Here is a 24,360-nt window from a genome sequence, read left to right as displayed (position 1 = left end):
GTGGGGGCCGATCCGGAAGTTCCGGGTCGGCCCCCGTCGCCTACAGTGACCCTCATGGCGGTGCAGCAGCGGTTCGGCGAGGGACATCGGATTCTGGTCAGCGGCGGAGCCGGCTTCGTGCCGTCCCACGTGGTCGACGCCCTGCTCGCCCGCGGCTGCACGGTCGTCGCCATCGACAACTTCGTGACGGGTACGGCCGACAACGTCGCCCACCTCGCCTCGGAGCCGCGGTTCACGCTGATCGAGGCGGATGTGACCGACGGCCTGCCGGCCCACCCGGCGATGGCCGAGCGCTTCGACGCCATCCTGCACATGGCGTCGCCCGCGAGCCCCACCGACTTCGCGAAGCTCCCGGTGGAGATCCTGAAGGTCGGCTCGGCGGGCACGCTGACGCTGCTCGACCGGGCCGTCGCGGACGCCGCCCGCTTCCTGATGGCCTCCACCTCCGAGGCGTACGGGGACCCGGCCGTGCACCCGCAGCCGGAGAGCTACTGGGGCAACGTCAACCCGATCGGCGTGCGTGCCGTCTACGACGAGGCGAAGCGGTTCTCCGAGGCGGCGACGATGGCGTACCACCGCTTCCACGGGCTCGACACTGCCATCGTGCGCATCTTCAACACGTACGGTCCGCGCATGCGGCCCGACGACGGCCGCGCCATCCCGACCTTCATCTCGCAGGCGCTGCGCAACGCCCCGATCACCGTGCACGGCACCGGCACGCAGACCCGCTCGATCACGTACGTCGACGACCTGGTCCGCGGGATCCTGCTGCTGCTCGACTCCACGGAGACCGGCCCGATCAACTGCGGCACCGAGCACGAGATGACCATGCTCCAGCTGGCCGAGCTGATCGTGAAGCTGGCCGGCAGCGACTCGCGCATCGAGCTGATCGAGCGTACGGCCGACGACCCGGAGAAGCGCCGCCCCGACCTCACGCTGGCCCGCACCCTGCTGGGCTACGAGCCGCAGGTCGGGCCGGAGGAGGGCCTGCGCCGCACGATCGACTTCTTCGCGAAGTGAGTAATTCGCCACGGTAGTGAACGTTTCACGAACGGTAATTGTCTCCTCCGTTCGTGCCGGGCCGGTGTCGATGCACGCTTTGCCTGGATGCCGGTACGTAACCTGAAGCCATGTCTGCGACTTCGTCCCCTTGGGGTAGCCCCGCCGGCCGGGCTTCGGTGCCGGGCCCGGTGGGTATGCCGGGCGCCATGAACCGTGCCTCGGTACCCGGCTCCTCCGGCCGCGTGGGCACCAGCCGTCCCGGCTCGGGCCGCACCTACGGCGAGCGCCCCTCGGGTGGCCGCGCCTACGGTGAGCGTCCCGCCGGCGGTCGCGCGTACGGCGGCACCGACCGGCCCGCCGGACGCGCGTACAGCGACGGAGCCGAGGACTGGCCGCCGCGGGGCGCGGGTGGCGGACCGGGTGGCCCGTCGGGACCGCCGCGGGGACCCGGGGGCAGGCCGGGTGGCCGCTCGTACAAGGGCAAGCGCAAGCCGCACTGGGGCCGCATCGCCCTGGTGGCCGGCGCCGCGGTCCTCGTCATCGGCCTGATCGCGGGGATCTCGCTCTACGGGTACGCCAACGGGCTCAACGACGACCTGAAGCGCACGGACGCGTTCTCGGACCTCACGAACGGCCGGCCGGTCAAGGAGGTCGAGGGCGCGCTGAACATCCTGCTGGTCGGCAGCGACTCGCGGGACCCGGACGCGACCAAGGAGTCGCAGAACGCCTGGCGCGCGGACACGCTGATCGTGATGCACATCCCCGAGGACCACAAGTCGGCGCAGCTCGTGTCGATCCCGCGAGACCTGTGGGTGAACATCCCGTCGGCCAACGACGCCGAGTGCAGCAACGGCAGCCGCAACAAGATCAACGCCGCGTTCGCCTTCGGCGGCCTGCCGCGCGCCGTGCGGACCGTCGAGTGCATGACCGACGTGCACCTGGACCACGTGCTGGCGATCGACTTCGGCGGCTTCAAAGAGGTCACCGACGCGCTGGGCGGCGTGGACCTCAAGGTGGAGCAGTCGATCACCTCGATCCACAAGCCGCACCGGAAGTTCACCAAGGGCACGATGCACATGAACGGGGCGGAGGCTCTCGACTGGATCCGCCAGCGCAAGCAGTTCGCCCGCGGTGACTTCGCCCGGATGCAGCACCAGCAGGAGTTCCTGAAGGCGCTGATGGACAAGGCGGCCAGCGGTGGCACGCTGACCAACCCCGCGAAGCTCAACGACTTCCTCAAGTCGGTCACCAAGGCGATCACCGCCGACCAGGACTTCTCCCTCACCGACATGGCGCTGCAGTTCCGCAACCTGCGGGGCGAGAACCTCACCTTCATCACGAGCCCCAACAAGGGCAGCGAGACCATCGCCGGTCAGAGCGTCGTGGTGGCGGATAAGGAGAAGGCTTTGGCTATGTACGACGCGATGGCTGCCGACAAGATGGGCGAGTGGATGGCGGCGAACATCACCAAGTCGTCGAACCAGTCGGGCGGCTGACTCTGCAGAATCAGGCAAACGGCGCGGGTCGGCGGTAATCGCCACCCGCGCCGTGGTGGTTAACGGTGCGTGTATCCCTCTGAAACAGATGAGGCCTCGCACGAGATCGAAGTTGAACGTACAGTGACTTCCGCCGTTGACCCCTACCGCTTGGAGAGCACGTGACCGTCCAGACCACCCGGCGCCCGTCGTCGCCGGATCGGAACGGCAGTCGTGGCCCCCAGCGGAACAACCGTCCGCCGATCGTCGCGACGCCGCCGAAGCCCCGGAAGCGCAAGAGCCCGCTCTGGACGAAGCTCACGATCATCCTCGGTGCGCTGCTGATGATCGCCAGCGGCGCCGGCGTCGTCGGCACCAAGTGGCTGGTGAGCAACGCGACCAACTCGGTGACCGAGGGCGACCTGCTCGGCGGCACGAAGAAGAACTCGGCCGAGGGCGGCGGCGACATCAAGGGGCCGGTCGACATCCTGCTCATGGGCGTCGACGCGCGCAAGCGCTGGGCCGTGGACGACCTGCGGTCCGACACGATCATGGCACTGCACATCCCGGCGAGCCACGACCAGGCGTACCTGGTCTCCATCCCGCGCGACACCGAGATGCAGGTCCCGGCGTTCCCCAAGGCGAAGTACGCCGGCGGCGTCGCCAAGGCGACCGAGGTCTTCTTCCACGGCGCCCAGAACGGCGGCGGCTGGGCCGGCGGCGCGCAGCTGATGGCGCAGACCATCAAGGCCAACACGGGGATGACCTTCGACGGCGCCGCGATCATCGACTTCAACGGCTTCAAGAGCGTGATCGACGCGCTCAACGGCGTCCACATGTGCGTCGACCAGCGGGTCAAGTCGCACCACATGCAGCTCGTCAACGGCAAGCCGATGTACCTGGCCGAGGCGCGCAAGACCGCCGGCACCCACAAGGAGATCTGGTACGAGAAGGGCTGCCGCGACATGGAGGGCTGGGAGGCCCTCGACTTCGCCCGGCAGCGGTACGGCCTCAAGAACGGCGACTACGACCGCCAGAAGCACCAGCGGCAGCTCATCAAGGCGATGGCCAAGAAGGCGGCGAGCAGCGGCGTGCTGAGCAACCCGCTCAAGGTCAACAACTTGATCAAGGCGGCGGGCAAGGCGTTCGTGCTGGACACCGGCGGCGTTCCGGTGGCCGACTTCATCTTCGGGCTCAAGGGCGTCGCGGCCAACGACATGGTGCTGCTGCGGACCAACAACGGCACGTTCGCCGGCAACGGCAACGGCCGGGAGACCATCACGCCCAAGAGCATGGAGATGTACAAGGCGGTCAAGCAGGACAAGCTCGCCGAGTTCATCCTGGCCAACCCGGACGTCGTGTCCACCGAGAAGTAGTTCTACTCTGGGGGCGTGTTCGGACCACAGGTACCCAGCGTGACGCCCGCCCAGGTCGAGCCCTCGGCCTACCTGCTCGACGTGCGCGAGCCCGACGAATGGCAGGCCGGTCACGCGCCGGATGCCCACCACATGCCGATGATGGAGGTCCCGGCGCGCATCGCCGAGATCCCGAACGACACCGAGGTCGTCGTCGTGTGCCGCGGCGGCGGGCGCTCCGGGCAGGTCGTCTCGTACCTCATGGGCAACGGCTGGGACAACGTGCGCAACCTCGACGGCGGCATGCAGGCCTGGGCCGGTGAGGGGCGCGAGATCGTCAGCGAGAACGGGCAGCCGGCCCGCGTCCTGTGAGACCCGCGCGTCCCCTGGTCTTCGCTCACCGCGGCGGCGCGGACGCGCTGCCCGAACACACCCTCGCCGCGTACCTGCGGGCGCTCGACGAGGGTGCCGACGGCGTGGAGTGCGACGTCCGGCTTACCCGCGACGGGCACCTCGTGTGCGTCCACGACCGGCGGCTCGACCGGACCAGCAACGGCCGCGGGCGGGTCAGCGCCAAGACCCTCGCCGAGCTCGACGCGCTCGACTTCGGTTCCTGGCACGCCTCGGCGGCCGAGCTGGACGAGTCCGTGGGCGACCACACCCGGCTGCTGACGCTCGACCGGCTGCTGGAGGCGCTGCGCGGCAGCGGGCGGCAGGTCCGGTTACTCATCGAGACCAAGCACCCGTCACGCTACGGCGCCGAGGTCGAGCGCCGGCTGGTGCGTACGCTGCGCCGGCACGGGCTGGCCGAGCCCGGGCCGGACGTGCCCGTACAGGTGACCGTCATGTCCTTCGCAGCGCTCGCATTGCGCCGCATCCGTGCCCAGGCGCCCGGCATCCCGACCGTGTACCTGCTGGAGATCCTGCCGCCCGGGGTGGGACGCGGACGGCTGCCGTTCGGCGCGCGGATCGCCGGTCCGGGCATCGGCCTGGTCCGCTCCCGGCCCGGCCTCGTGCCCAGCCTGCGCACGGCCGGACTGCAGACGTACGTGTGGACCGTCAACGAGGAGCACGACCTCGACCTCGTGCTCGCGCAGGGGGCGGACGGGATCATCACCGACCGCCCCGGATTCGTGATCGACCGGCTCCAGAACGCACCGGGCGTGTGACACCGAACACTCTCCACCCGAATATCGGCAAGATCCACACCTGGCGCCCTGCCCAAACGGGCGGAAGCGAGGCAGACTCGCAGACATGCCGGACGGACCCGACTACGCCGCGCTGACCCGGGGGCAACTCGCGCTCCTCGACCGGGTCAACGCGGGCGAGACCGGGCTCGCCGTGCTGAACGACCTCGTCCGGCTCACCCAGGACGTGCTCGGCGTCCAGGGCGCGGGCTTCGCGGAGTACAGCCCCGGTCACAGCAGGATCATCGCCGCGACCGGCACCTGCGCCGTGGTCCTCGGCCGCCGCGTCCCGCACGGAACCATCGCCTGGAGCGACGACGTGTTCTCCGGCCACATCGAGGGGCAGCGCGCGCTCGGAGCACGCTGCGCCGTCGGCGGAGTTACCGTCGGATCGCTGCATGTCTCCTACGGCTCGGACGCCGGTCCCACTCCCGACCACGAGGCGGTGCTCAAGCTGCTCGCCGCGACCGCCGGCCACATGTACGGCACCCAGGCGGGCCTACCCGTGCACGGCGACGGTCCGGTCGTGGCGGCCCTCGCGGACGGTCTGGCCGTGGTGGACCGCGACGGCGTCGTCCAACTGTGGAACCCGGCCGCCGAACGGCTCACCGGGCGTACGGCCGCCGAGGCGCTGCACCAGAGGCTGCCCTTCCCCGTCCCACCGCCCGGCCAGGTCCTGGTGCACCGCCTCCCCACCGGCCGGCGGCTGAAGGTCACGGCCGGCGACCTGCCCCGCACGCCCGCCATGCGCGTCGTGACGTTCCGCGACTCCACCGACCAGGACCGCCGCCACGAGGACCGCGACCTCTTCGTCGCGGTCACCAGCCACGAGCTGCGTACCCCGGTCACCGCCATCAAGGGGTACGCCGACACGCTGACGAACCACTGGGACTCCCTCGGCGAGGACGGACGCCGGGAAGCCGTACGCGTGATCGGCGCCCGGGCCGGCGAACTGGCCCGCCTGGTGGACCGGCTGCTCACGGCGACCAGCGACGACGGCGAGGTGACCGGCCCCCCGCCCGGACCGTTCGACCTGGTGGACGCGTTGCGCGCGGCGGCCGGGGAACTCCCCGCCGACCTGCGCCGCCGACTGGTGCTCGACGACCTGCCGGGCGACCTCCCGAAGGCGTTCGGCGACCGCGACTCGCTCGCCACGATCCTCACGGAGCTGGCCACCAACGCCGACAAGTACTCACCCGCCGAGACCGAGGTGACCGTGACGGCCGCGGCCGACGAGACCACGGTGACGTTCCGGGTGGCGGACCGGGGGATCGGCGTGCAGCCGGAGCACGTCGAGCGCGCCTTCGAGCGCTACTGGCAGGGCGACAACGGGCGTCACCCGGGCGCCGGGCTCGGCCTCTACCTGGTCCGGCGGATCGTCGAACGGCAGCAGGGCTGGGTGTCGCTACGCCCGCGCGAAGGCGGCGGCACGGTGGCGGAGGTCCGGCTTCCCCGCGCCTGACGGCCGGACGCGCCGGTCCTGAGCCGGTGACCGTCTCAAACGTCCTTGTTGTCGACCCAGCGGCAGAACGGGTCCGTGGTGTCCTCGTCGCCCATCTCGGCGGGCTCCGACACGATGTCCAGCCCGGTCGCCGGGGCGGTGACACCGAAGGTGCGATGCAGCCAGTCCCGATAGGGCGCGTTGACGATCTCGTGGTCGGCATCCCACGGCTCGGGCGGCGCGCCGAACTCCTCGTTCCAGCAGATCTCCCGGTACCCGATCGCCAGCAGCCGGAGAAAGTCGACCGCATCGTCGGCGAGCACACACGTCATCAGCGAACCGCTGCCCGAACCGAGATGAACGATCCTGACGCGCCCCTGACCGTCGCGCCACAGCGCGGCCATCGAGCCCTCGCCGCCGGTCTGCGCGAACGGCCACAACCGTGCGGCCGCATCCGGGACCGACTCGTCGAACCAGGACCGTGCGTACGACAGGGTCTGCTCGGCGGTGTAGCCACGTAACTCGATCGAGGTGCCCACCCAGCCGTTGTCGCTCAACGAGCCGTACAGATCCCCGTCGTGCCCTTTCACCACGAAACCCTGCTCGTCGACCCAGGCGAAGAGCAGGCGCAGCGGCTCCGGCAGGTCGAATCCGTCCGGCACACGGGCCAGCGTCGCCTCGAGGAAGTCACCCACGCGCGGCAGCGTACGAGATCACCCGTACGCCGGCACCACCGTGTCATGGCCTGTGGTGTCTCAGGGTTACTGGCAGGCAGACGAGTCCCTCAATGTGGACACGCGGGCCGCGTACCGCGGATCCGGGGGGCAGCGCCTAGGCTGGGTCGCCGTGAGCAAGCGTCGAAAGAACCCCCGAGCCGCCGCCGACGCGGCGCCCAAGCGCCAGAAGGTGCGTGACATCTTCGTCGCCCGGCCGTTCGAGGGCCTGGCCGACGAGACCGAGTGGATCGCCCTGCGCGAACTGGTCCCGGCCGCCTCCGCGCCGCTGACCCTCAAGCCGGAGATCGTCGAGGAGTACGGCGACCGCCCGGTCACCCTCTCCACGGTCCTCCCGATGGCCTGGCCCGCGATGACCCGCCAGGACGGCCGCGTCTTCGTCGGCCTCCAGCGCCACATCCAGTCCGGAGACGTGTCCCGCGACATCGCCGAGGCCGTTCTCTGCGCGCTGCGGACCCAGCCGGGCGCGACCGTGGCGGTGCCCGCCCTGCCCGGCGAGGGCCCCCGGCTGCAGGACATCCTCGTCGACGGGCCGCTCGAGATCGAGATGCACGACGGCTTCGAGTACTGGCTCGACGCCGAGCAGGCCGAGGACGCCAACGTGAAGGCGTCGCTCGAGCGGGCGAACGCGTCGATCTACCCGACGGTGCGGTTGTCGGCGGCGCACGCGGCGTACTGGTGCCGGGTGCCGGACAAGGCCCACGTCCGCTGGGTCCTGCCCGAGGCCGAGGACGCGGCGCTGGACGCCCTCGCCCGGCTGTCGGCGGCCGGCGACCTGCTGCTCGGCGAGGACACCAAGTTCGCCGGCATGTTCCGCGCCCACGGGCTGCTGGTTCCCGTGTGGGACGTCCCCGGCGAGCCGGAAGGCGCCGACTGGGAGGCGCCGCTGGCCGACTTCGCCAAGCGCTACACGGACACCCTCGCCGAGACGGGACCCCTCGACAGCGCCGCCCGCCGCGCCAAGCAGGGCCTGGTAGGCCGCCAACTCACCCTCCGCTGACCCAGCCCCCCGACCCGGCTGGAGAAGCGTCGGCCGAGCTGATCCGGCCAAGTCCCGCCACCCACCAACGTCGCCCCGGCCAACTCAGCAAAGCCGCCCGCGTGGGTCGGCCCGGTTCAGCGGCCCGGTTGAGTCGCCTCGGTCGGGCCGGGTCGGCCGGGTCGGCCGGGTCGGTCGGGTCGGTCGGGTCGGTCGGGCCGGGTCAGTCGGGCCCGTCGGTTGGGCCCGGGCGGTTGGACCCGGGCGATTGGACCCGGGCGATTGGACCCGGGCGATTGGACCCGGGCGATTGGACCCGGGCGATTGGACCCGGGCGATTGGACCCGGGCGGTTGAGCCCGATCGGTTGAGCCCGGCCGGGTGGGTCGGTCGGGTCGGTTGGGTCGGCTTGCGGTCAACGGCTCGGCTCAGCCGGCTTCGGAGCGCCGCGACGGACCACCGATCCAGCCCGGATGGCGGCGCGGCAAGGCCGGGACGGCACCGCCCTGGCGTGCGTCACGGGGCGGTGCTGTGCCCGTAGTTATAAAAAAGATCTAAGACCGCTCCACCGGGCAGGACATGCAGCGGGGGCCGCCTCGGCCGGAGCCGAGCTCCGAGCCGCTGATGGCGATGACCTCGATGCCGGCGCGCTCCAGCTGGGCGTTGGTCTCCACGTTGCGTTCGTAGGCCACGCAGAGCCGCGGTGCCAGTGCCAGGGTGTTGTTGCCGTCGTCCCACTGTTCGCGTTCGGCGGTCACCGGGTCGAGGCCCGTGTCGATGATGCGCAGGCGGTCGATGCCCATCGCCTCCGCCGCGGCGACCAGGAACGGAGCTGCCGGGCCCACCGCGGGTTCGCCGTCGGGGCCTGCGGTGACCGGATACGCCTGCAGCGTGTCGGCGACGTTCGGGTACATGACGACGGCATCCGTGTCGACCATCGTGCACACCGTGTCGAGGTGCATCGTGGCGCGTTCCTGAGCGATCGGCACCGCGAGGATCGTGTGGGCCAGGCCGGCCGCGAAGACCCGGCGCGCCAGCCGTTCGGCGCCGGCCGGGGTGGTGCGTTCGCCGACCCCGATCGCCAGGACGTTGGGGGCGAGCAGCAGGACGTCGCCGCCTTCCACGTGTTCGAGGCCGGGGGTGTAGAGCAGTTCCGTGCCCGCGAAGCGCGGGTGGTGGGTGTAGATCGCGCGGGTCAGCGTGGTCTCCCGGGCCCGGGCGGGCATGGCGAGGCTGGTGACCGCCACCCGGTCGCGTACCCAGACCGACGAGTCGCGGGTGAACAGCAGGTTGGGCAGCGGGTCGATGACGAAGTCGTGCCGGTCCATCAGCTCGTAGACCAGGCCGCCCGCCTTCCCGGGACCGGGCTTGACCTCTTCGTGGGCCAGGCCGGCCATCAGGACGTGGGCGAGCTCGCGCGGCCCGAGGTCGGCGAGGTGGGCGGCGACGCGTTCGCGGAGGCTGTCGCCGAGGCGGGGTCCCGCCAGGACGCCCTCGGTGAGCTCGGCGCGCGCCTCGGGCACCTCGAGGGTCTGCTCGAGGAGCTCCCCGAGGTAGAGCACCTCGACGCCGCGGTCGCGCAGCGCCTGGGCGAACCGGTCGTGCTCCTCCTGGGCCCGCCCGACCCAGGGGATGCCGTCGAAGAGCAGGGAGTCGTTGTTCCTCGGAGTCAGCCTCGCTAGCTCGGCGCCGGGGCGGTGCAGCATGACGGTGGCGAGCCGGGCGACTTCACTGTCCACGTAAGGAGGCACGGCTTGAGCCTATGACCTAACCGGCTGGATGGCCTCGCGAGCCGATTTTGTCCCCACTGTCCGCATCTGGGCTGTGACGTTGCGCCGATATCCGGGACATGGATGCGCTTCAGCTAAGGGCACGCTAACTTGACCGAGGACGGATCGGATCCCAGGGGAGCTCTAGGTCGCGTGATGCACCATACGGAAAAAGAGCTTGTGCGTGAATGCGGCATTCATCCCCACTCATTCCGCTTTCTTTCCGGTGTGATGGCTTGCTTCTGTACCGGGTCAGACACTTACCGTAGTGGAAAGAGAGCCCGATGGACCTTTTGCCGGAGGTCGCAGTGACTGTCTTCCCCGCACGCCCCGCCCTGCCCGTGCCTCACCGCCCCCAAGCCCCCGCCATCGACCCTCGCCGCACCGCCCCGCCCACGGCGCTCGAGCCGGTACGCCCCAGCCCCGTCGAATGGGCCCGCCGCCGCCGCGCCGAACGTGACGCCCGTCGTCTCGAGGCCGCCGGTGCTCGCGCACTGACCCGCCTCGACCGCCTCGGACCCGCCTGGCACATCGTGGACTGGCCGCGGACGGACTCGCTGGGCTACGAGCACGACCCGAGCGACGACCGGGCCGGGTTCCTCGCCATCGGCCCCGGCGGCGTCTACGCCGTGACGGTCGCCGACCACGGCCGGGCCCGCGTCCTGATCGCCGGTGACGTGGTGCAGATCAACGGCAAGCGGCCCGCGTACGTCGCCGAGGCCCGCCGCGACGCCAAGCGCGCCGGCCGTGCCATGAGCTCCGCCGTCGGCCTGACCGTGCCGGTGACGCCCGTGCTGGCCTTCGTGGGCTCCGGCGTCATCAGCGTCCACGGCCTGCCGAAGGACTGTCTGGTCGCCACCCACAAGGAGCTCGACCGGCTCCTCATCGCCGGTGGTGCGCGCATCTCGCCGGCCACCGCCAGCAAACTCTCAGCTGTCGCGCAGCACCCTGCGACCTGGGCCAACGCCCCTTACCGGCCGACCGGCGACTACCGGTGGTACGGCGGCGACCAAACGGCCGCTGACAAGCGGGCGACCCGCCGGTAACGTTCCTTTCGGGTGCTCCGCTCGCCGTCGAGGCTTGACGCGAGCGACACCGGCCGGACACTCGAAGGAGGGTCCGGCCGGATTCGAGCCAGCCGGACGGCACGGACAACAGGGAGGTGCGGGTGGCGCACGTCGAGCTCTCACTCTCGGGAGCGTTCGTGCCCCAGGCGCGTACGCCGGTCGAATCGGAGTTCGTCTCGAACATCGACCGGTGGGCCGCGACGGTCTGGCAGGCCGTCGAGCCGTGTCTGGTGATCGACGTGAGTTCCACCATCGTCGCCGTGTCCCCGTCGGCCAGCGACCTGCTCGGCCTCGGCAAGGGAGCCGACGTGGTCGGCCGCCCCCTGCTCGGCGGCGAGGGGGCCCTGCGCCTCATCGACTTCACCGCGGGCGGCGGCGACCTGACGGAGCAGGAGATCGAGAAGATCCCGCCCCTGCTGGCCCTGACCTCGGAGCGGCTGGCGCGCGGACTGATGCGCATCCAGCCGCCCAAGGAGGAGCGGCACGTGACGGTCGACGCGATCGCCACCCCGATCCTCGAGAACGCCCGGGTCGTCGCGTCACTGACGTTCTTCTCGGCCATCCGCTACTGACGTGTGGCGATCACCGCACCGGTAACCCATTGGGGTGAACCGGGTCTGGACCGTAGTGTTCCCTCATGCTCGATCTAGACCTGCTCCCGGAGGAGTACGCGGTGTGCCGGCTGCCAGCCGGATCAACCCTGCCTGCTTCACTGAGCAACGGTCCGGACGACAAGGGCGTCATCTCCGTGACGTGGTCGTCCGACGAGCTCTCCGTCATCTGCCCCGCCGACCGCGCACCCGAGGGCGCTACGGTCGAGGCCGGCTGGCGCTGCCTGCGCGTCGTGGGACCGCTCGACCTGGCCCTGACGGGCGTGCTGGCGTCGCTGGCCGGGCCGCTCGCGGACGCACGAGTGAACATCTTCGCCTTCTCGACGTACGACACGGACTATCTGCTGGTGCCGCAGGTGCGCCTGACCGAGGCGATGGACACGCTGACGGCCGCCGGCCACCGCGTCACTGCCTGAGGCCCAGCTCGTCGATCACTGCGCGGACCATGCGCCGGCCGTGCTCGGCCGCGGAGTGGATGCGGCTGAATCGAGACGATTGTCCGACTGTGGACGCCATACCATGAGGCCGTGCTGCGCGATTCTCGCCGCCGGGTCTGCGGGCTGCTGCTGGCCACCGGTGGGTTGCTGGTCCCCGCGGGATGCGGGGCGCCCCCGGAGCCGCCGTTGACGGCGCCGCCCGGGGTGACCGGCAGTGCCGTCCCGTCCACGTCGGGGGCCGGCTATCCGCCCGTGGTGCCGACCGTGCCGACCACGATGCCGACCGGCGTGGTTCCGCCCGGGGTGCTGCCCACCGCGACGCTGCCGACCCTTCCGTACACGCCGCCCACCGCCACGACCCGGCCCGCGACCACCACGCCTACGACGGTCGGGCCGTCTCCGGCGCCGAAGTGCACGGGCGGACCGACCGCGGCGCAGATCATCGCGAAGGTCAAGGGGACCGCCGGGATCCCGGACCGGGAACTGAAGGTCATCGACGGGCCATTTTGCTCGGGCACGTGGCAATTCGCCACGATCGAGATCGTGGCGCGGGACAGCGAGGACAAGTACGAGCCGCTGTTCGTGGTGACCACCGGCGCGCCGGCCACCCTGAAGCTCATCGAGGCCGGCACCGACGTGTGCAGCCAGAAGGTGCGGAGTGACGCACCGGCCGGGATCCGGGTCCGCGCCTGCGGCGACTGACCGGCCGGGCCTTAGGGTGGGTGCATGCCCGGTACGCCACCCACCCGCTTCGTCTATCTGGGACCCGAGGGAACCTTCACCGAGCAGGCGTTGCGGACGATTCCCGCCGCCGAGCGAGGCATCCGTACGCCGGCCCGCAGCGTCCCCGAGGCGCTGGAGGCGGTCCGCGCCGGGGAGGCCGACGCCGCGCTCGTACCGCTGGAGAACTCGGTGGGCGGGGCCGTGCCGGTCACCCTGGACGAGCTCGGCACCGGCAGCCCGCTGGTCATCACCCGGGAGGTGGTGCTTCCGGTCGAGTTCGTGCTGGCCTCGGCCTCGCTGACACCCCTCGCGGCGGTGCGTACGGTGGCGGCCCACCCGCAGGCGTCCGCGCAGTGCCGGAACTGGTTGCGGACCAATGTCCCCGACGCCGTCGTGGTCGACGTGCTGTCGAACGCGACCGCCGCCCTCGCCGCCGCGGCGGGGGAGTACGACGCTGCGATCTGCGCGCCGATCGGGGTGCCCCGGAACAACCTGACCGTGCTGGCCGAGAAGATCGCCGATCACGCCGACGCCGTGACGCGGTTCGCGTTGCTGTCCCGCCCGGGCCCGCCCGCGCCGCCGACCGGCGACGACGTGACGTCGCTGGCGGTCATGATCGCGCACGACCGGGTGGGTGCGCTGCTGTCGGTCCTCACCGAGCTCGCGGTCCGGGGGATCAACCTGTCCCGCATCGAGTCCCGGCCGACCGGCGAGCAGCTCGGGGTGTACGTGTTCTTCCTCGACTGCACCGGGCACGTCGCCGAGCCGCGGCTGGGGGAGGCCCTGCAGGGCCTGCGCCGGATCTGCGCGGAGGTGCGGTTCCTCGGCTCGTATCCGCGGCACCGCTGGTCCAAGAAGGCCCAGGAAGAGCCGCCGCCGTCGCAACCGGGCCTGACCAACGACGACTTCGCCGACAGCGCCGCCTGGCTGACCCGCCTCCGCACCGGCGAGCCCTACTGAGTTCTCCGCGCCGATGCGAAGCGAGGCGGGCCGGCGACTCACGCAGAATGAAGGGCCAGGGCCAGCGAATGCTGGGCCCCGGCCCGGCCTCGACGGGAGTTGCGGTCTGCACCACCCACCGAGCTACGACATCGATCTTCTGATCTTGATCTTGACCTAGTTGCCCAGCAGGTTCCCCAAGATGCCGCCCTGCTGCTGCTGGCCGTGCGCGACGCCGGCGAGACCGCCCGGCGGCTCCTCCGACGGCTGGACCACGACGAAGCCCTGACCGGCGAAGCTCATCGTGAAGCGCTCGCCGGTGGTGCGGCCCAGCAGCGTGCCGATGCCGAGCTGCTCGGCGCGGTGGTAGCCGGTCTGCAGGTTGGCCGACCAGCAGATCGCCGCCTGCGGGTCCACGTAGGTGGGCTGGTCGACGGTCAGCACCACCGGGCTCCCCTTGGTGGTCACGGCGATGCGGCCGTAGCCGGTGAAGACGCAGTTGAAGAGGCCCGCGTTGGAGAGCGCGCCGGCGCCCTGGACCATCTTGATGTCGTAGTTGAGGGTCGAGTCGAAGGCGAGGACGTTCGCGCCGTTGATGGAGAGGCCGTCGCCCGGCTCGAGGTCGATGAGGTGGATGTCGGCGGCGTTCTCCGCGAGGAAGACGTCGCCGCGGCCGCTGACCTTCATGAGGGGTACGCCCTCACCGGTCAGCTTCTGCTTGAGGAACTTGCCGAGGCCGCCGGAGCCGAGCGCCTCGAACTGGACCTGGCCCTGGTACGCGACCATCGAGCCGACGCGGGCCATGAACTCGCCGTTCAGCTCCGCCTTGAGCAGCTTGGAATTCTGGAGCCGCAGGCCCGGCTGGGTCGACTCCTTCTCGAGGTTGTCGGCCGAGAACAGATCGCTGCGCATGAGGTCCTCCTGTAGGCGATGACTCAGCAGAGAGTAAGGCCTCGCGGCAAGGTCTCAACCCCAACCCAGCTCGTGAAGTCGCTGGTCATCGATGCCGAAGTGGTGGGCGATCTCGTGCACCACCGTGATGGCGACCTCGTCGATGACGTCGGTCTCGGTGTCACAGACCGCGAGGGTGGGGAGCCGGTAGATGGTGATCCGGTCGGGCAGCACTCCGGCGTAGTCCCAGCCGCGGCGGGTCAGGTCGGTGCCCTCGTAGAGCCCGAGCAGGTCCAGCGTGCCGTCCGGGGGCAGATCCTCGACCAGGATCACCACGTTGCTCATCATCTTCAGCAGCTCGGGGGGCACCTCGTCGAGGGCCTCGCCGACCAGTTCCTCGAAGCGTTCACGGCTCATCTCGACCGGCACGCCGCCCATTGTGCTCCACCCGCCTGGGAGCGGGTGGAGCACGCGGGCGGCGCGTGGGTCAGGAGAGCGTGGCGTTCAGGGTGATCTGCGCGCCCGGCGAGAGCAGGCGCGAGATCGGGCAGTTCTCCTTGGCGGCCTCGGCGATCTTCTGGAAGGTGTCGGCGTCCACGCCCGGAACGTTGCCGACGGTCTCCAGGTCGATGCGGGTGACGCTGAAGCCGGCGTCGGTCTTGTCCAGGTGGACCTTGGCGGTGGTGTCGACCGAGTCCGGGGTGAAGCCCTCGTCGGCGAGCGCCTTCGAGAACGCCATCGAGAAGCAGCCGGCGTGCGCGGCGCCGATGAGCTCCTCGGGGTTGGTCCCCTCGCCCTCTTCGAAGCGGGACTTGAAGGAGTAGTTCCCCTCGTACCCGCCCTTTCCGGTCTTGACGGTGCCGGAGCCCTCGGTGAGGTTGCCCGACCAGCGGGCGGAAGCAGTGCGAATAGGCATACCCGTGACGCTAGTCCATTCCCGGCGAAGCTGGCCGGTGGACGGCGGCCGGGCGATGATGGGTGGATGTCCGAGTCCCCAGCCGTGGTCGAGTTCGGGCCCGAGCCGCCGCCGTCGCGCCGGGCGGGCTTCCTGACCGGCCTGGCGACCGACCGGCGGATCGTGCCGCTCGCCGCCGCCCTGGGCGCGCTGGCCCTCTTCGCGTCGCTGGTGTCGGAATGGCAGGTCACCAAGATCGACGCCACGGTGTTCCGGGACATCCAGACCGGTTCCCGTACGTTCGGAGCCAGCGTCGCGGAGCTCGACGGGTGGGGCGCGGCGTACCTGGTCGGGTTCTTCCTGCTGGCGGCCGGCGTCGTGCTCACCCTCTTCGGCCCCGCGCCGGGGCGCGGCTACGCCCGCCTGACCGCCTTGAGCACCGGCGGTGTCATGCTGGCCATCGTCGCGGCGATGTGGTCCTCGCTGGACGAGACTTCCTGGATCGCGGGGCAGCTGGACGTCAGCGGCCTCGACGACGACCAGATCGAGATCACGATGGGCCGGGGTCCCTGGTGCGCCGCCGTCGGCATCGTCCTGGTCCTGCTCGCCCTGTATCTGGCCGGCCGCCGGGACCCCGAGGCGCCGGCGGCGTGGTCCTGGCGGCGGCCGGCGGCCGAGGAGGAGGAAGAGCCGCCCGACGCGCCCTTCGAGCTGAGCGTCACGCCGGCGCAGCCGTGGAGCGCGTCCGAGGAGAACCGGGACAAGCCCACCTAGGCATATCGAGGTGAAGACCGGACACCGCCGCCGGTAGGCTCATCAATCGTGATTGACCTGCGACTGCTTCGCGAAGACCCCGAGCTGTTCCGTGCCAGCCAGCGGCTGCGCGGCGAGTCCCCGGAGAAGGTGGACGAGCTGCTGCGCGCCGACGAGGAGCGGCGGGCGGCCACCCAGCGGTTCGAGGCGGTACGCGCCGAGCAGAAGTCCCTCGGCAAGCAGGTCGCGAAGGCATCCGGCGACGAGCGGGCGGCGCTGCTGACGCGCACCAAGGAGCTCGCCGCTGAGGTGAAGGCGCTGGAGACCGCCACGACGGAAGCCGACGAGGCGTTGCGCCGCGCTCACCTGGCCGTGCCGAACGCGGTGCAGGACGGCGTGCCGCCCGGCGGCGAGGACGACTTCGTCGTGCTGCGTGAGGTGGGCGAGCGGCCGGAGATCGAGAAGCCGCGGGACCACCTGGAGCTCGGCGAGGCGCTCGGCGCGATCGACACCGAGCGCGGCGCGAAGGTGTCGGGCTCGCGGTTCTACTTCCTCACCGGCGTCGGGGCGCTGCTGCAGCTCGGCATGCTGCAGATGGCGATCGCCCAGGCGGTGGAGCACGGCTTCACCCCGTCGATCACCCCGTCGCTCGTGCGCCCCGAGGCGATGGAGGGCACCGGCTTCCTCGGCAGCCACGCGAGCGAGGTCTACCGGCTGGAGGCCGACGACCTGTACCTCGTCGGTACGTCGGAGGTGCCGCTGGCGGCGTACCACTCGAACGAGATCCTCGACCTGGACGGCGGGCCTGAGCGGTTCGCGGGCTGGTCGTCGTGCTACCGCCGGGAGGCCGGGTCGCACGGCAAGGACGTCCGGGGCATCCTGCGGGTCCACCAGTTCGACAAGGTGGAGATGTTCTCCTTCTGCAAGCCCGAGGAGGCCGAGGCGGAGCACCTGAAGCTGCTCGCCATGGAGGAGGAGATGCTCGCCAAGGTCGAGGTGCCCTACCGGGTGATCGACGTCGCCGCCGGCGACCTCGGTTCGAGCGCCGCGCGGAAGTTCGACTGCGAGGCCTGGGTGCCGTCGCAGGGCCGCTACCGCGAGGTGACGTCGACGTCGAACTGCACCACGTTCCAGGCGCGCCGGCTCAACGTCCGCTACCGGGACGCCGACGGCCGCCCGCAGACCGCGGCGACGCTCAACGGCACGCTGGCCACGACCCGCTGGCTGATCCCGATCCTGGAGAACCACCAGCAGCCCGACGGTTCGGTGCGCGTGCCCAAGGCGCTCCAGCCCTATCTCGGCGGCCGAGACATCCTCGAACCTGTTCGCTAACGGTTAATACACCGTCCGGCTACCGGAAGTCATAGCAGCTGGTAGCCGGGCCGGTGTAACGTTTTCCTTCCGCCCTCCGCGGGGGTTGCCGCACCCTCGGAGGTTCAGATGGCCAAGCCCGGTCTGCCGAAGCTCATCGCGACCGACCTCGACGGCACGCTCGTGCGCAGCGACGACACCGTGTCCGCGTACACCCACGAGGTGTTGCACCGGGTGCGGGCCGCCGGCATCCGCATCGTCGGCGCCACCGGCCGCGGGCCCCGCCTCACCGAGCTGACCCGCAACGACATCCGCGCCGCCGACTTCCTCGTGCTGGCCCAGGGCGGCTGGGTCATCGACCAGAACGAGTCGGCGCTGCTCCGGAGCGCGCGCGTGCCCGGCCGGGACCTCGAGATCGCCCTGGAGAACCTGGAGGCCGAGGTCGGCCCGCTCTCGGTCATGGTCGAGGCGCTGGAGCACGACGATGCCCCGCTCTGGGGCGACTACGACCCGACCTGGCGCTACCCGGTGACGGTCGAGCCCCGGACCCGCGCCGAGTGCCTCACCGGCGACGTGATCAAGGCATTCGCCCGGTCCTTCGAGCGCGACGTCGACGACCTGCTCGCCGCCGCGCAGCGCATCATCCCGGTGGATGTGGCAACGGTCACCCAGGCCGGCCTCAATTACGTCGAGATCTGTCCGCCCGAGGTCGACAAGGGCACCGGCCTCGCCGTGGTCGCGCAGGCGGTCGGCGTCGACCCGGCGGACGTGCTGGTCTTCGGCGACATGCCCAACGACCTGCCCATGTTCGCCTGGGCGGGCTGGAGCCGGGTCGCCGTGGCCAACGCGCACCCGACGGTCCTGAAGGCCGCCGACGAGGTGACGCTCACCAATGATCAGGACGGGGTGGCGGTGTACCTCGACCGGCTACTGTCGAGGTGATGCATGCGCCATTCCGCCTCGTCGCCTCGGACATCGACGGCACCCTGATCCGCGGCGACGGCACGCTCAGCCCCCGTACCATCGACGTCCTCGACCGGTTGCACCGCCGCGGCGTGCCGACCGTCCTCGTCACCGGCCGCCCGGTGCGCTGGCTGCGCCAGCTCTACGACCAGATGGCCGAGCCGCTGCCGGCGGTCTGCGCCAACGGCGCCGTGGTCTACGACCCCGACACCGACGAGATCCTCCGGGCCGCCCCGCTCTCCGTCGACCTGCTGCTCGACGTCACCAAGCGGCTGCGCGAGGCCGTCCCCGACGTCGCCCTCGCGGTGGAGGTCGAGGACGGCAGAAGCTTCTGGTACGAGGAGAAGTGGCCGCTGCACTGGGACGTGAAGCACCAGGCCGTACGGATGCTCACCACGCCCGAGGAACTCACGTCGGTGCCGGCGGTGAAGCTGCTGGCCCGGTCGGCGAACCACGGTCCGGACGAGTTCGCCGAGCTGGTCAGCCACACCCTCGGCGAGCTGGCCGAGGCCACGCACTCGTCCACCTCCGCGCTCGTGGAGATCTCGGCCGCCGGCGTCACCAAGGCGGCCGGGCTGGCGTGGCTCTGCGAGCGCGAAGGCGTCGAGGCGGCGCAGGTCGTGGCCTTCGGGGACATGCCGAACGACCTGCCCCTGCTGGCGTGGGCAGGCCGTTCCGTGGCGATGGGCAACGCCCACCCCGCCGTCAAGGAGGTCGCCGACGAGGTCGGGCTCACCAACGACGAGGACGGCGTAGCGGCGTACCTCGAGGAGCTGTTCCGGCTATAGGTACTGGCCGGTGCGGCCGGTGCCGTCGCCGCCCGCACCCGGCATGCCGGGGATGACGCCGTTGGGCCCCATCGGCAGCGCCGGGCGTCCCTGCCCGCCGCGCATCTGCTCGAGCTGCAGCCGGGCGGCCATCTGCTGGGCGACCAGGGCCGCCTGGATGCCGTGGAACAGGCCCTCCAGCCAGCCGACGAGCTGAGCCTGGGCGATGCGCAGCTCGGCCTCGCTCGGCGGGGTCTCCGAGTCGAACGGCAGCGAGAGGCGCTCCAGCTCCTCCTGCAGCTCCGGCGCGAGGCCGTCCTCCAGCTCCTTGATCGAACGCTGGTGGATCTCCCGCAGCCGGCCCCGGCTCGCCTCGTCCAGGGGAGCGGCGCGGACCTCCTCCAGCAGCTGCTTGATCATGCTGCCGATGCGCATGACCTTGGCGGGCTGCTCGATGAGATTGCCCGGCTCCTCGGCCTTCATCGTGCCGTCGGACTCCACCGTGCCCATCGGGCGGCCGTCCGGGCCCACCACGATGACGGAGCCGTCGTCCTGCTTGTCTGCGGTGCGGGTCTCGTCGGTCATGCGATCCATCTTGCCTCGCACGCACCACGACGCCGCACTGACCCTAGGGGCGTAGCTCGGCCACCACGCACTTGACGCTGCCGCCGCCGAGCTTGAGCTCGCTCAGGTCGACGTGCACCGGGGTGTAACCGGCGGCGCGGATCTTCTCACCCAGCGCCGTCGCCTCGGTGTTGAGAACGACGTGCTTGCCGTCGCTCACCAGGTTGAGGCCGAAGGCCTCCGCGTCGGCGCGGTCGGCGATGACCGCGTCGGGGAAGAGCTGGGCGAGGACGCGCTGCGAGGACTCCGAGAAGGCGCCCGGGTAGTAGGTGACGTTCTCGTCGTCCAGCGCCGCGAGGGCGACGTCGAGGTGGTAGAACGCCGGGTCGACCAGCTTCAGCGAGATCACCGGGCGGCCCAGGACCTCCTGCGCCTCGGCGTGCGCGGCCGGGTCGGTGCGGAAACCGTGACCGGCGAGGATCAGACCGCCGTACGCTGCGGGCAGGTAGGCGAAGTCGCCCTCGCCCTCGTTGACGTGCACCGGGTCGGCGAAGGTCCAGGGGCCACCCGCATAGAACGCCTTGTGGGCGGCTGCCTCGTCGGCCCGCTGGGGGTGCTTGAAGCGAGCGCCGTAGACCTTGCCGTCGACCGAGAACGCGCCGTTGGCGGCGTACACCATGTCGGGCAGGCCCGGCACCGGCTCCAGGACGTGGACGGTGTGGCCGAGGTCGGTGAGGGTGTCACGGAGGATCTGCCACTGCTTGACCGCGAGCTCCGGGTCGACCGGCACGGTGACGTCCATCCAGGGGTTGATGGCGTACTCGACCGTGAAGTGTTCCGGGGCACACATGAGGTATGTCCTGATTCGCGGCAAGCGCTCCGTGTGGCTCATGAGGTAAAGGGTAGGTACGCTGGGACGGCCGAAACAGCTCAATCTCTTGCTCGTCGGAGGCGAATCGTTGCACATGGACGCCGTAGACAAGCGAATCATTGCAATGCTGGTCGCCGATGCCCGCGCGTCGTACGCGGAGATCGGCGCCAAGGTCTCCCTGTCCGCGCCGGCGGTGAAGCGCCGCGTCGACCGGCTTCGATCCAGCGGGGTCATCAAGGGATTCACGACCGTCATCGAGCCCTCCGCCGTCGGCTGGACCACGGAGGCCTTTGTCGAGCTCTTCTGCACCGGGCGCACCACTCCCGCGCAGATCACCGTCGCCACCCGGCGGCATCCCGAGGTCGTCGGTGCGTACACGGTGTCGGGGCAGGCTGACGCGCTCGTGCACCTGCGCGCCGCCGACATCGGGCACCTCGAGCAGGCCCTCGAGCGGCTGCGGGCGGAGCCGTTCGTCACCTCCACGCGCAGCATGGTGGTGCTGTCCCGGCTCGTCGAGATGCCCACACCGGTGCCCGCGACGAATTAGCCGGAACCCGGGACCGCCGCGCCGCGTCCCACCCCCATGTCACGCCGTCTGGTCCTCTGCGCCGCCATCGCCGCCACGTTGCCGCTCGCCGGGTGCACGGCCGATTCGCCCCGTCCCACCCCGCCTCCGCCCGCGCCGGGGCCGATGCGCCTCGTCGCCTTCGACTCCTGCCAGCAGCTCGAGGCGGATCTCAAGCGGGCGGCGAAGGCGAGCGTCGGCCCGTACGGTTTCCCGGGCAGCGGGGCGATGCCCGAAGCTGTCGCCGTCGGCGGGGCCCGCACGCTCGCCGACAGCGCCAAGGCGGCAGCCCCTCCTCCCGGGCCGGCTTACTCCGGGACGAACAACCACGAAGCGGACGCCGACGAGCCGGACATCGTGAAGACCGACGGGCGCCGGATCGTGACGGTCGACAACGGCACCCTGCGCGTGGTGGACGCGGCCACCCGCCGGCAGACCGGCAAGCTGGCTCTGCCCATCCAGGCCTCCGGGGGCCCCGTCGAACTGCTGCTCTCCGGAAACGTGGCGCTCGTCCTCGTCCCCGGCGGCATGGGCCGTTACGTCACGTACAAGCGGATGCCGGTCACGAACGACCCACAGGTGATCTCCGTCGACCTGTCCGGCCAGCCACGGATCATCAGCCGCTACAAGGGCGAAGGCGATCTGGTCGACGCCCGCCTCACCGACGGCACCGCACGGATCGTGCTGCGGACCTCCCCGCGCATCACCTTCCCCGACCCCATCGGGCGCGAGGACGACGACCGGGTCGACCTCAACCGTGCGGCCATCGACCGGGCCGACGTCGGCGCCTGGCTGCCGTCCTGGGAGGTCACCACCGGCGGGACGACGCAGAAGGGCCGGGCCGACTGCGGGCGGGTCAGCCGTCCGACCGACTTCTCCGGCGCCTCGCTGGTCAGCGTCCTGACGTTCGACCTGAGCAAGCCGGAGCTCGGCGACGGCACCCCGGTGACGGTGGTCGCCGACAGCGACACCGTCTACGCCACCGCGAGCAGCCTCTACCTGGCCAGCGACCAACGCTGGCGGCTCGACATGTTCAAGGGCCGGGCGGCGATGCCGGTCCGGCAGGAGACCGACCTCTACCGCTTCACCCTCACGGGCAACCAGCCTCCCGTGTACGCGGCGGCCGGCACGGTGCCCGGCTTCCTCATCAACCAGTACGCGCTGTCCGAATGGAACGGTCACCTGCGGGTAGCCACGACGAACCAGGGCACCGGGCAGTCGGCCGTACGCGTGCTCCGCCCGGACGGCGACAAGCTGAAGCAGACCGGGGTGGTCGACGGCCTCGGCAAGGGCGAGCAGATCTACTCGGTCCGCTTCATCGGCCCCCGCGGGTACGTGGTGACGTTCCGGCAGACCGACCCGCTGTACAGCGTCGACCTCAGCGACCCGGCGAAGCCCAAGGTCACCGGCGAACTGAAGATCACCGGCTACTCGGCCCACCTCCAGCCGGCCGGCGACGGCAGGCTCATCGGCGTCGGCCAGGAGGCGGACGCCAACGGCCGGGTGCAGGGTACGCAGGTGTCGCTCTTCGACGTGTCGAACCCGGCCGAGCCGCGGCGGCTGGCCCAGCACAAGATCCCGGGCGGCTCGTCGGAGGCCGAGTGGGACCCGCACGCGCTGCTGTGGTGGCCCGCCACGAAGCTGCTGGTCGTGCCCGTGACGGCGTACTCGCCCACCGAGGGCAGGCCGACCACCGACGGCGCGGCGGCGCTGCAGGTGAGCGATTCCGGCGTCAAGGAGATCGCCACGCTGAAGCAGTCGGCCGTCCGGCGGTCGCTGGTCATCGGTGACGTGCTGTGGACGCTGTCCGAGGGTGGGCTCCAGGCGTCGAACCTGTCCACGATGGACCGGCTGGCCTGGTTGCCGACCAGCTAGAGGTACATGCCGGTGCGGTGGTCGTCGCCGTCCTTCGCGTCCTTGGCCGGGGCCGGCTTGTCGCCCTCACCGAAGAAGCGCTTGCCGCCGAACTCGCCGTGCAGCCGGTCGTCGAGCTCGTCGGCAAGCCCGGTCATGACCTGGACGGCCAGCATGAGGTGCGTGGCCTGGAAGTTGCGGCCGAAAACGGGGATCGACGCCCAGACGGTGTCCTGCGCGCAGTAGAGCCGGCCGATCGGCATGCGGTTGGTGAGCTCGGACAGCTTCACGTAGAGCTGCTCGGTCGGCTCGACCTCGGTCAGGATCGGCGAGAAGACGTCGACCAGCGGCGGATTGTCCCGCACCCGGACGAACACCATCGCCGACCCCGCCCGGATCCCGATGTCACCGTCGGTGTCCACCTGCAGCTGGTCGACGGTGGTCTTCGACATCGTCGCGACGACCGTGCGCACCCGCTCCTCCAGCGGAACGACCTCGTCGGCGGCCTGGGCCAGCGCCTCGGACAGCACCCCGTCCTCGTCGAGGTCGTCGAGGTTCAGCTCCTCGTCGATCGAGGGCTCGTGCCGCGCGGTGGCCAGCGGCGCCGTCTCGATCGGCTCGTCCTCCTCGTCGTGCACGAGGTAGACGAGGAAGGCGGGATGCGGCGCCCCGTACACGTCCCGCAGCGTCCGCGAGACGACGGTGGCCAGCTGCTTCGCCGCATCGGTGGTGGTCCGCAGGCCGAACGAGTCCCGCGAGCCGGGCAGCACCCCCGGCGGCGACCAGCCCAGCGCAACCAGGTCGGCGACCGAGGCACGATCCATGCGGAAGCCCTCGGGAAGGCCGGCGTTGCCGACGGCCAGCGCCTCGATGACCCCGTCGGGCAGCACACGGATGCTCACCGAGTACACCGCGTCGCCGGTGCCCGACGCCGTCGGATCGAGGGTGAGGTCGACATGCGCGCCGGAACTGAGGGTGGGCAGCAGCGTGGCCAGCGCCGCGGCGAACTCCCGCCACGCCTCGGTCACCTTGGCCCGCAGGTCGGCCGTGGTCGGCTCGTCGAGCAGGACGCCCTCGGGCTGGTCAGCAGTGTTCTCCGCCGTCATGATCGTCACCTCCGCCCCGCCACCCTATCGAGCGACCGGGCCGCGCAACGGCCGCGTCTCATTCCCGACCGTTCCGCCGGCCGCCGCCGGCTAGTTCTGATC

General features: G+C 70.9%; 26 protein-coding genes. 18 read left to right on the top strand and 8 right to left on the bottom strand.

The features are described 5' to 3' along the window. Positions 1–54 precede the first annotated feature (54 nt). From AB0J80_RS23465 to AB0J80_RS23440, 6 genes are all read left to right on the top strand, one after another. Entirely contained in the window at positions 55–1,020 is a 966-nt protein-coding gene (locus AB0J80_RS23465) for an NAD-dependent epimerase/dehydratase family protein (protein WP_364708439.1), read from the top strand. 188 nt (positions 1,021–1,208) lie between these two features. Beyond that, positions 1,209–2,498, top strand: coding sequence for an LCP family protein (locus tag AB0J80_RS23460; RefSeq protein ID WP_364708435.1), 1,290 nt, complete (start codon positions 1,209–1,211; stop codon positions 2,496–2,498). A gap of 161 nt (positions 2,499–2,659) precedes the next feature. After that, positions 2,660–3,853 (top strand): LCP family protein, encoded by a 1,194-nt coding sequence (locus AB0J80_RS23455; RefSeq protein ID WP_364708432.1) that lies wholly within the window; start codon positions 2,660–2,662, stop codon positions 3,851–3,853. A 15-nt stretch (positions 3,854–3,868) separates the two neighbouring features. Then, positions 3,869–4,204, top strand: coding sequence for a rhodanese-like domain-containing protein (locus AB0J80_RS23450; RefSeq protein WP_364708429.1), 336 nt, complete (start codon positions 3,869–3,871; stop codon positions 4,202–4,204). Next, positions 4,201–5,001 (top strand): glycerophosphodiester phosphodiesterase family protein, encoded by an 801-nt coding sequence (locus tag AB0J80_RS23445; protein ID WP_364708427.1) that lies wholly within the window; start codon positions 4,201–4,203, stop codon positions 4,999–5,001. The genes AB0J80_RS23450 and AB0J80_RS23445 overlap by 4 nt, the downstream gene beginning before the upstream one ends. Before the next feature lie 85 nt (positions 5,002–5,086). Then, on the top strand, positions 5,087–6,481 hold the full coding sequence (locus AB0J80_RS23440) for an ATP-binding protein (RefSeq protein ID WP_364708424.1): 1,395 nt from the start codon (positions 5,087–5,089) through the stop codon (positions 6,479–6,481). 35 nt (positions 6,482–6,516) lie between these two features. On the opposite strand, the gene AB0J80_RS23435 is transcribed toward AB0J80_RS23440, so the two are convergent. Continuing rightward, positions 6,517–7,155 (bottom strand): hypothetical protein, encoded by a 639-nt coding sequence (locus AB0J80_RS23435; protein ID WP_364708421.1) that lies wholly within the window; start codon positions 7,153–7,155, stop codon positions 6,517–6,519. A 151-nt stretch (positions 7,156–7,306) separates the two neighbouring features. Between AB0J80_RS23435 and AB0J80_RS23430 the strand changes: the two genes are divergently transcribed. Further along, a complete protein-coding gene (locus tag AB0J80_RS23430; protein ID WP_364708419.1) occupies positions 7,307–8,194 on the top strand; it encodes a DUF5926 family protein in 888 nt (295 codons plus the stop codon). A gap of 532 nt (positions 8,195–8,726) precedes the next feature. Here AB0J80_RS23430 and AB0J80_RS23425 read toward each other — a convergent pair. Further along, the gene (locus AB0J80_RS23425) at positions 8,727–9,923 is read right to left on the bottom strand and encodes an arginine deiminase (RefSeq protein WP_364708416.1); all 1,197 of its coding nucleotides are present in this window, start codon (positions 9,921–9,923) and stop codon (positions 8,727–8,729) included. A 326-nt stretch (positions 9,924–10,249) separates the two neighbouring features. Between AB0J80_RS23425 and AB0J80_RS23420 the strand changes: the two genes are divergently transcribed. The 5 genes from AB0J80_RS23420 (at position 10,250) to pheA (ending at position 13,739) form a co-directional block, all read left to right on the top strand. Next, the gene (locus AB0J80_RS23420) at positions 10,250–10,987 is read left to right on the top strand and encodes a hypothetical protein (RefSeq protein ID WP_364708789.1); all 738 of its coding nucleotides are present in this window, start codon (positions 10,250–10,252) and stop codon (positions 10,985–10,987) included. A gap of 122 nt (positions 10,988–11,109) precedes the next feature. Continuing rightward, complete coding sequence (locus AB0J80_RS23415) at positions 11,110–11,580, top strand: hypothetical protein (protein WP_364708413.1); 471 nt, start codon at positions 11,110–11,112, stop codon at positions 11,578–11,580. Between the two features lie 65 nt (positions 11,581–11,645). Then, positions 11,646–12,035 carry an ACT domain-containing protein gene (locus AB0J80_RS23410; protein ID WP_364708410.1) on the top strand — a complete coding sequence of 130 codons (390 nt, stop codon included), beginning with the start codon at positions 11,646–11,648 and terminating at the stop codon, positions 12,033–12,035. Positions 12,036–12,146: 111 nt separating this feature from the next. Further along, entirely contained in the window at positions 12,147–12,758 is a 612-nt protein-coding gene (locus tag AB0J80_RS23405; RefSeq protein ID WP_364708407.1) for a hypothetical protein, read from the top strand. A 24-nt stretch (positions 12,759–12,782) separates the two neighbouring features. Continuing rightward, entirely contained in the window at positions 12,783–13,739 is a 957-nt protein-coding gene (pheA, locus tag AB0J80_RS23400; RefSeq protein WP_364708404.1) for a prephenate dehydratase, read from the top strand. A gap of 156 nt (positions 13,740–13,895) precedes the next feature. On the opposite strand, the gene AB0J80_RS23395 is transcribed toward pheA, so the two are convergent. Genes AB0J80_RS23395 through AB0J80_RS23385 form a run of 3 tightly spaced genes read right to left on the bottom strand, consistent with a single transcriptional unit; the run spans position 13,896 to position 15,525 of the window. Then, entirely contained in the window at positions 13,896–14,630 is a 735-nt protein-coding gene (locus AB0J80_RS23395) for an AIM24 family protein (protein ID WP_364708401.1), read from the bottom strand. A gap of 54 nt (positions 14,631–14,684) precedes the next feature. Further along, complete coding sequence (locus tag AB0J80_RS23390; RefSeq protein WP_364708398.1) at positions 14,685–15,047, bottom strand: metallopeptidase family protein; 363 nt, start codon at positions 15,045–15,047, stop codon at positions 14,685–14,687. Between the two features lie 49 nt (positions 15,048–15,096). Beyond that, positions 15,097–15,525, bottom strand: a complete 429-nt coding sequence (locus tag AB0J80_RS23385; protein ID WP_364708395.1) for an OsmC family protein — start codon at positions 15,523–15,525, stop codon at positions 15,097–15,099. A gap of 66 nt (positions 15,526–15,591) precedes the next feature. Here AB0J80_RS23385 and AB0J80_RS23380 point away from each other — a divergent pair, with 66 nt between their 5' ends. The 4 genes from AB0J80_RS23380 to AB0J80_RS23365 all read left to right on the top strand — a co-directional run bounded on the left by AB0J80_RS23380 (position 15,592) and on the right by AB0J80_RS23365 (position 19,319). After that, positions 15,592–16,278 (top strand): hypothetical protein, encoded by a 687-nt coding sequence (locus AB0J80_RS23380; protein WP_364708393.1) that lies wholly within the window; start codon positions 15,592–15,594, stop codon positions 16,276–16,278. A 48-nt stretch (positions 16,279–16,326) separates the two neighbouring features. Beyond that, positions 16,327–17,589, top strand: a complete 1,263-nt coding sequence (gene serS, locus AB0J80_RS23375; protein ID WP_364708390.1) for a serine--tRNA ligase — start codon at positions 16,327–16,329, stop codon at positions 17,587–17,589. 108 nt (positions 17,590–17,697) lie between these two features. Beyond that, positions 17,698–18,510, top strand: coding sequence for an HAD-IIB family hydrolase (locus tag AB0J80_RS23370; protein ID WP_364708387.1), 813 nt, complete (start codon positions 17,698–17,700; stop codon positions 18,508–18,510). Continuing rightward, positions 18,510–19,319, top strand: coding sequence for an HAD family hydrolase (locus AB0J80_RS23365; RefSeq protein ID WP_364708384.1), 810 nt, complete (start codon positions 18,510–18,512; stop codon positions 19,317–19,319). Before AB0J80_RS23370 ends, AB0J80_RS23365 begins: the two co-directional genes overlap by 1 nt. Here AB0J80_RS23365 and AB0J80_RS23360 read toward each other — a convergent pair. Both AB0J80_RS23360 and ddaH read right to left on the bottom strand, forming a co-directional pair. Then, positions 19,314–19,883, bottom strand: coding sequence for a bacterial proteasome activator family protein (locus AB0J80_RS23360; protein ID WP_364708381.1), 570 nt, complete (start codon positions 19,881–19,883; stop codon positions 19,314–19,316). The two genes, AB0J80_RS23365 and AB0J80_RS23360, sit on opposite strands and share 6 nt — an antisense overlap. A gap of 43 nt (positions 19,884–19,926) precedes the next feature. Further along, positions 19,927–20,754 (bottom strand): dimethylargininase, encoded by an 828-nt coding sequence (gene ddaH, locus AB0J80_RS23355; RefSeq protein WP_364708378.1) that lies wholly within the window; start codon positions 20,752–20,754, stop codon positions 19,927–19,929. 67 nt (positions 20,755–20,821) lie between these two features. Between ddaH and AB0J80_RS23350 the strand changes: the two genes are divergently transcribed. Further along, complete coding sequence (locus AB0J80_RS23350; protein WP_364708375.1) at positions 20,822–21,280, top strand: Lrp/AsnC family transcriptional regulator; 459 nt, start codon at positions 20,822–20,824, stop codon at positions 21,278–21,280. A 36-nt stretch (positions 21,281–21,316) separates the two neighbouring features. Continuing rightward, positions 21,317–23,173 (top strand): beta-propeller domain-containing protein, encoded by a 1,857-nt coding sequence (locus AB0J80_RS23345; RefSeq protein WP_364708372.1) that lies wholly within the window; start codon positions 21,317–21,319, stop codon positions 23,171–23,173. Here AB0J80_RS23345 and AB0J80_RS23340 read toward each other — a convergent pair. Beyond that, a complete protein-coding gene (locus AB0J80_RS23340; protein WP_364708369.1) occupies positions 23,170–24,258 on the bottom strand; it encodes a hypothetical protein in 1,089 nt (362 codons plus the stop codon). The genes AB0J80_RS23345 and AB0J80_RS23340 overlap by 4 nt on opposite strands. Positions 24,259–24,360 lie beyond the last annotated feature (102 nt).

Origin of the sequence: Actinoplanes sp. NPDC049548, assembly GCF_040676695.1 — a bacterium.
GTDB lineage: Bacteria > Actinomycetota > Actinomycetes > Mycobacteriales > Micromonosporaceae > Actinoplanes.
The sequence above is the reverse complement of the archived record's forward strand: the minus strand, read 5'-3'. Positions and strand labels throughout refer to the sequence as shown.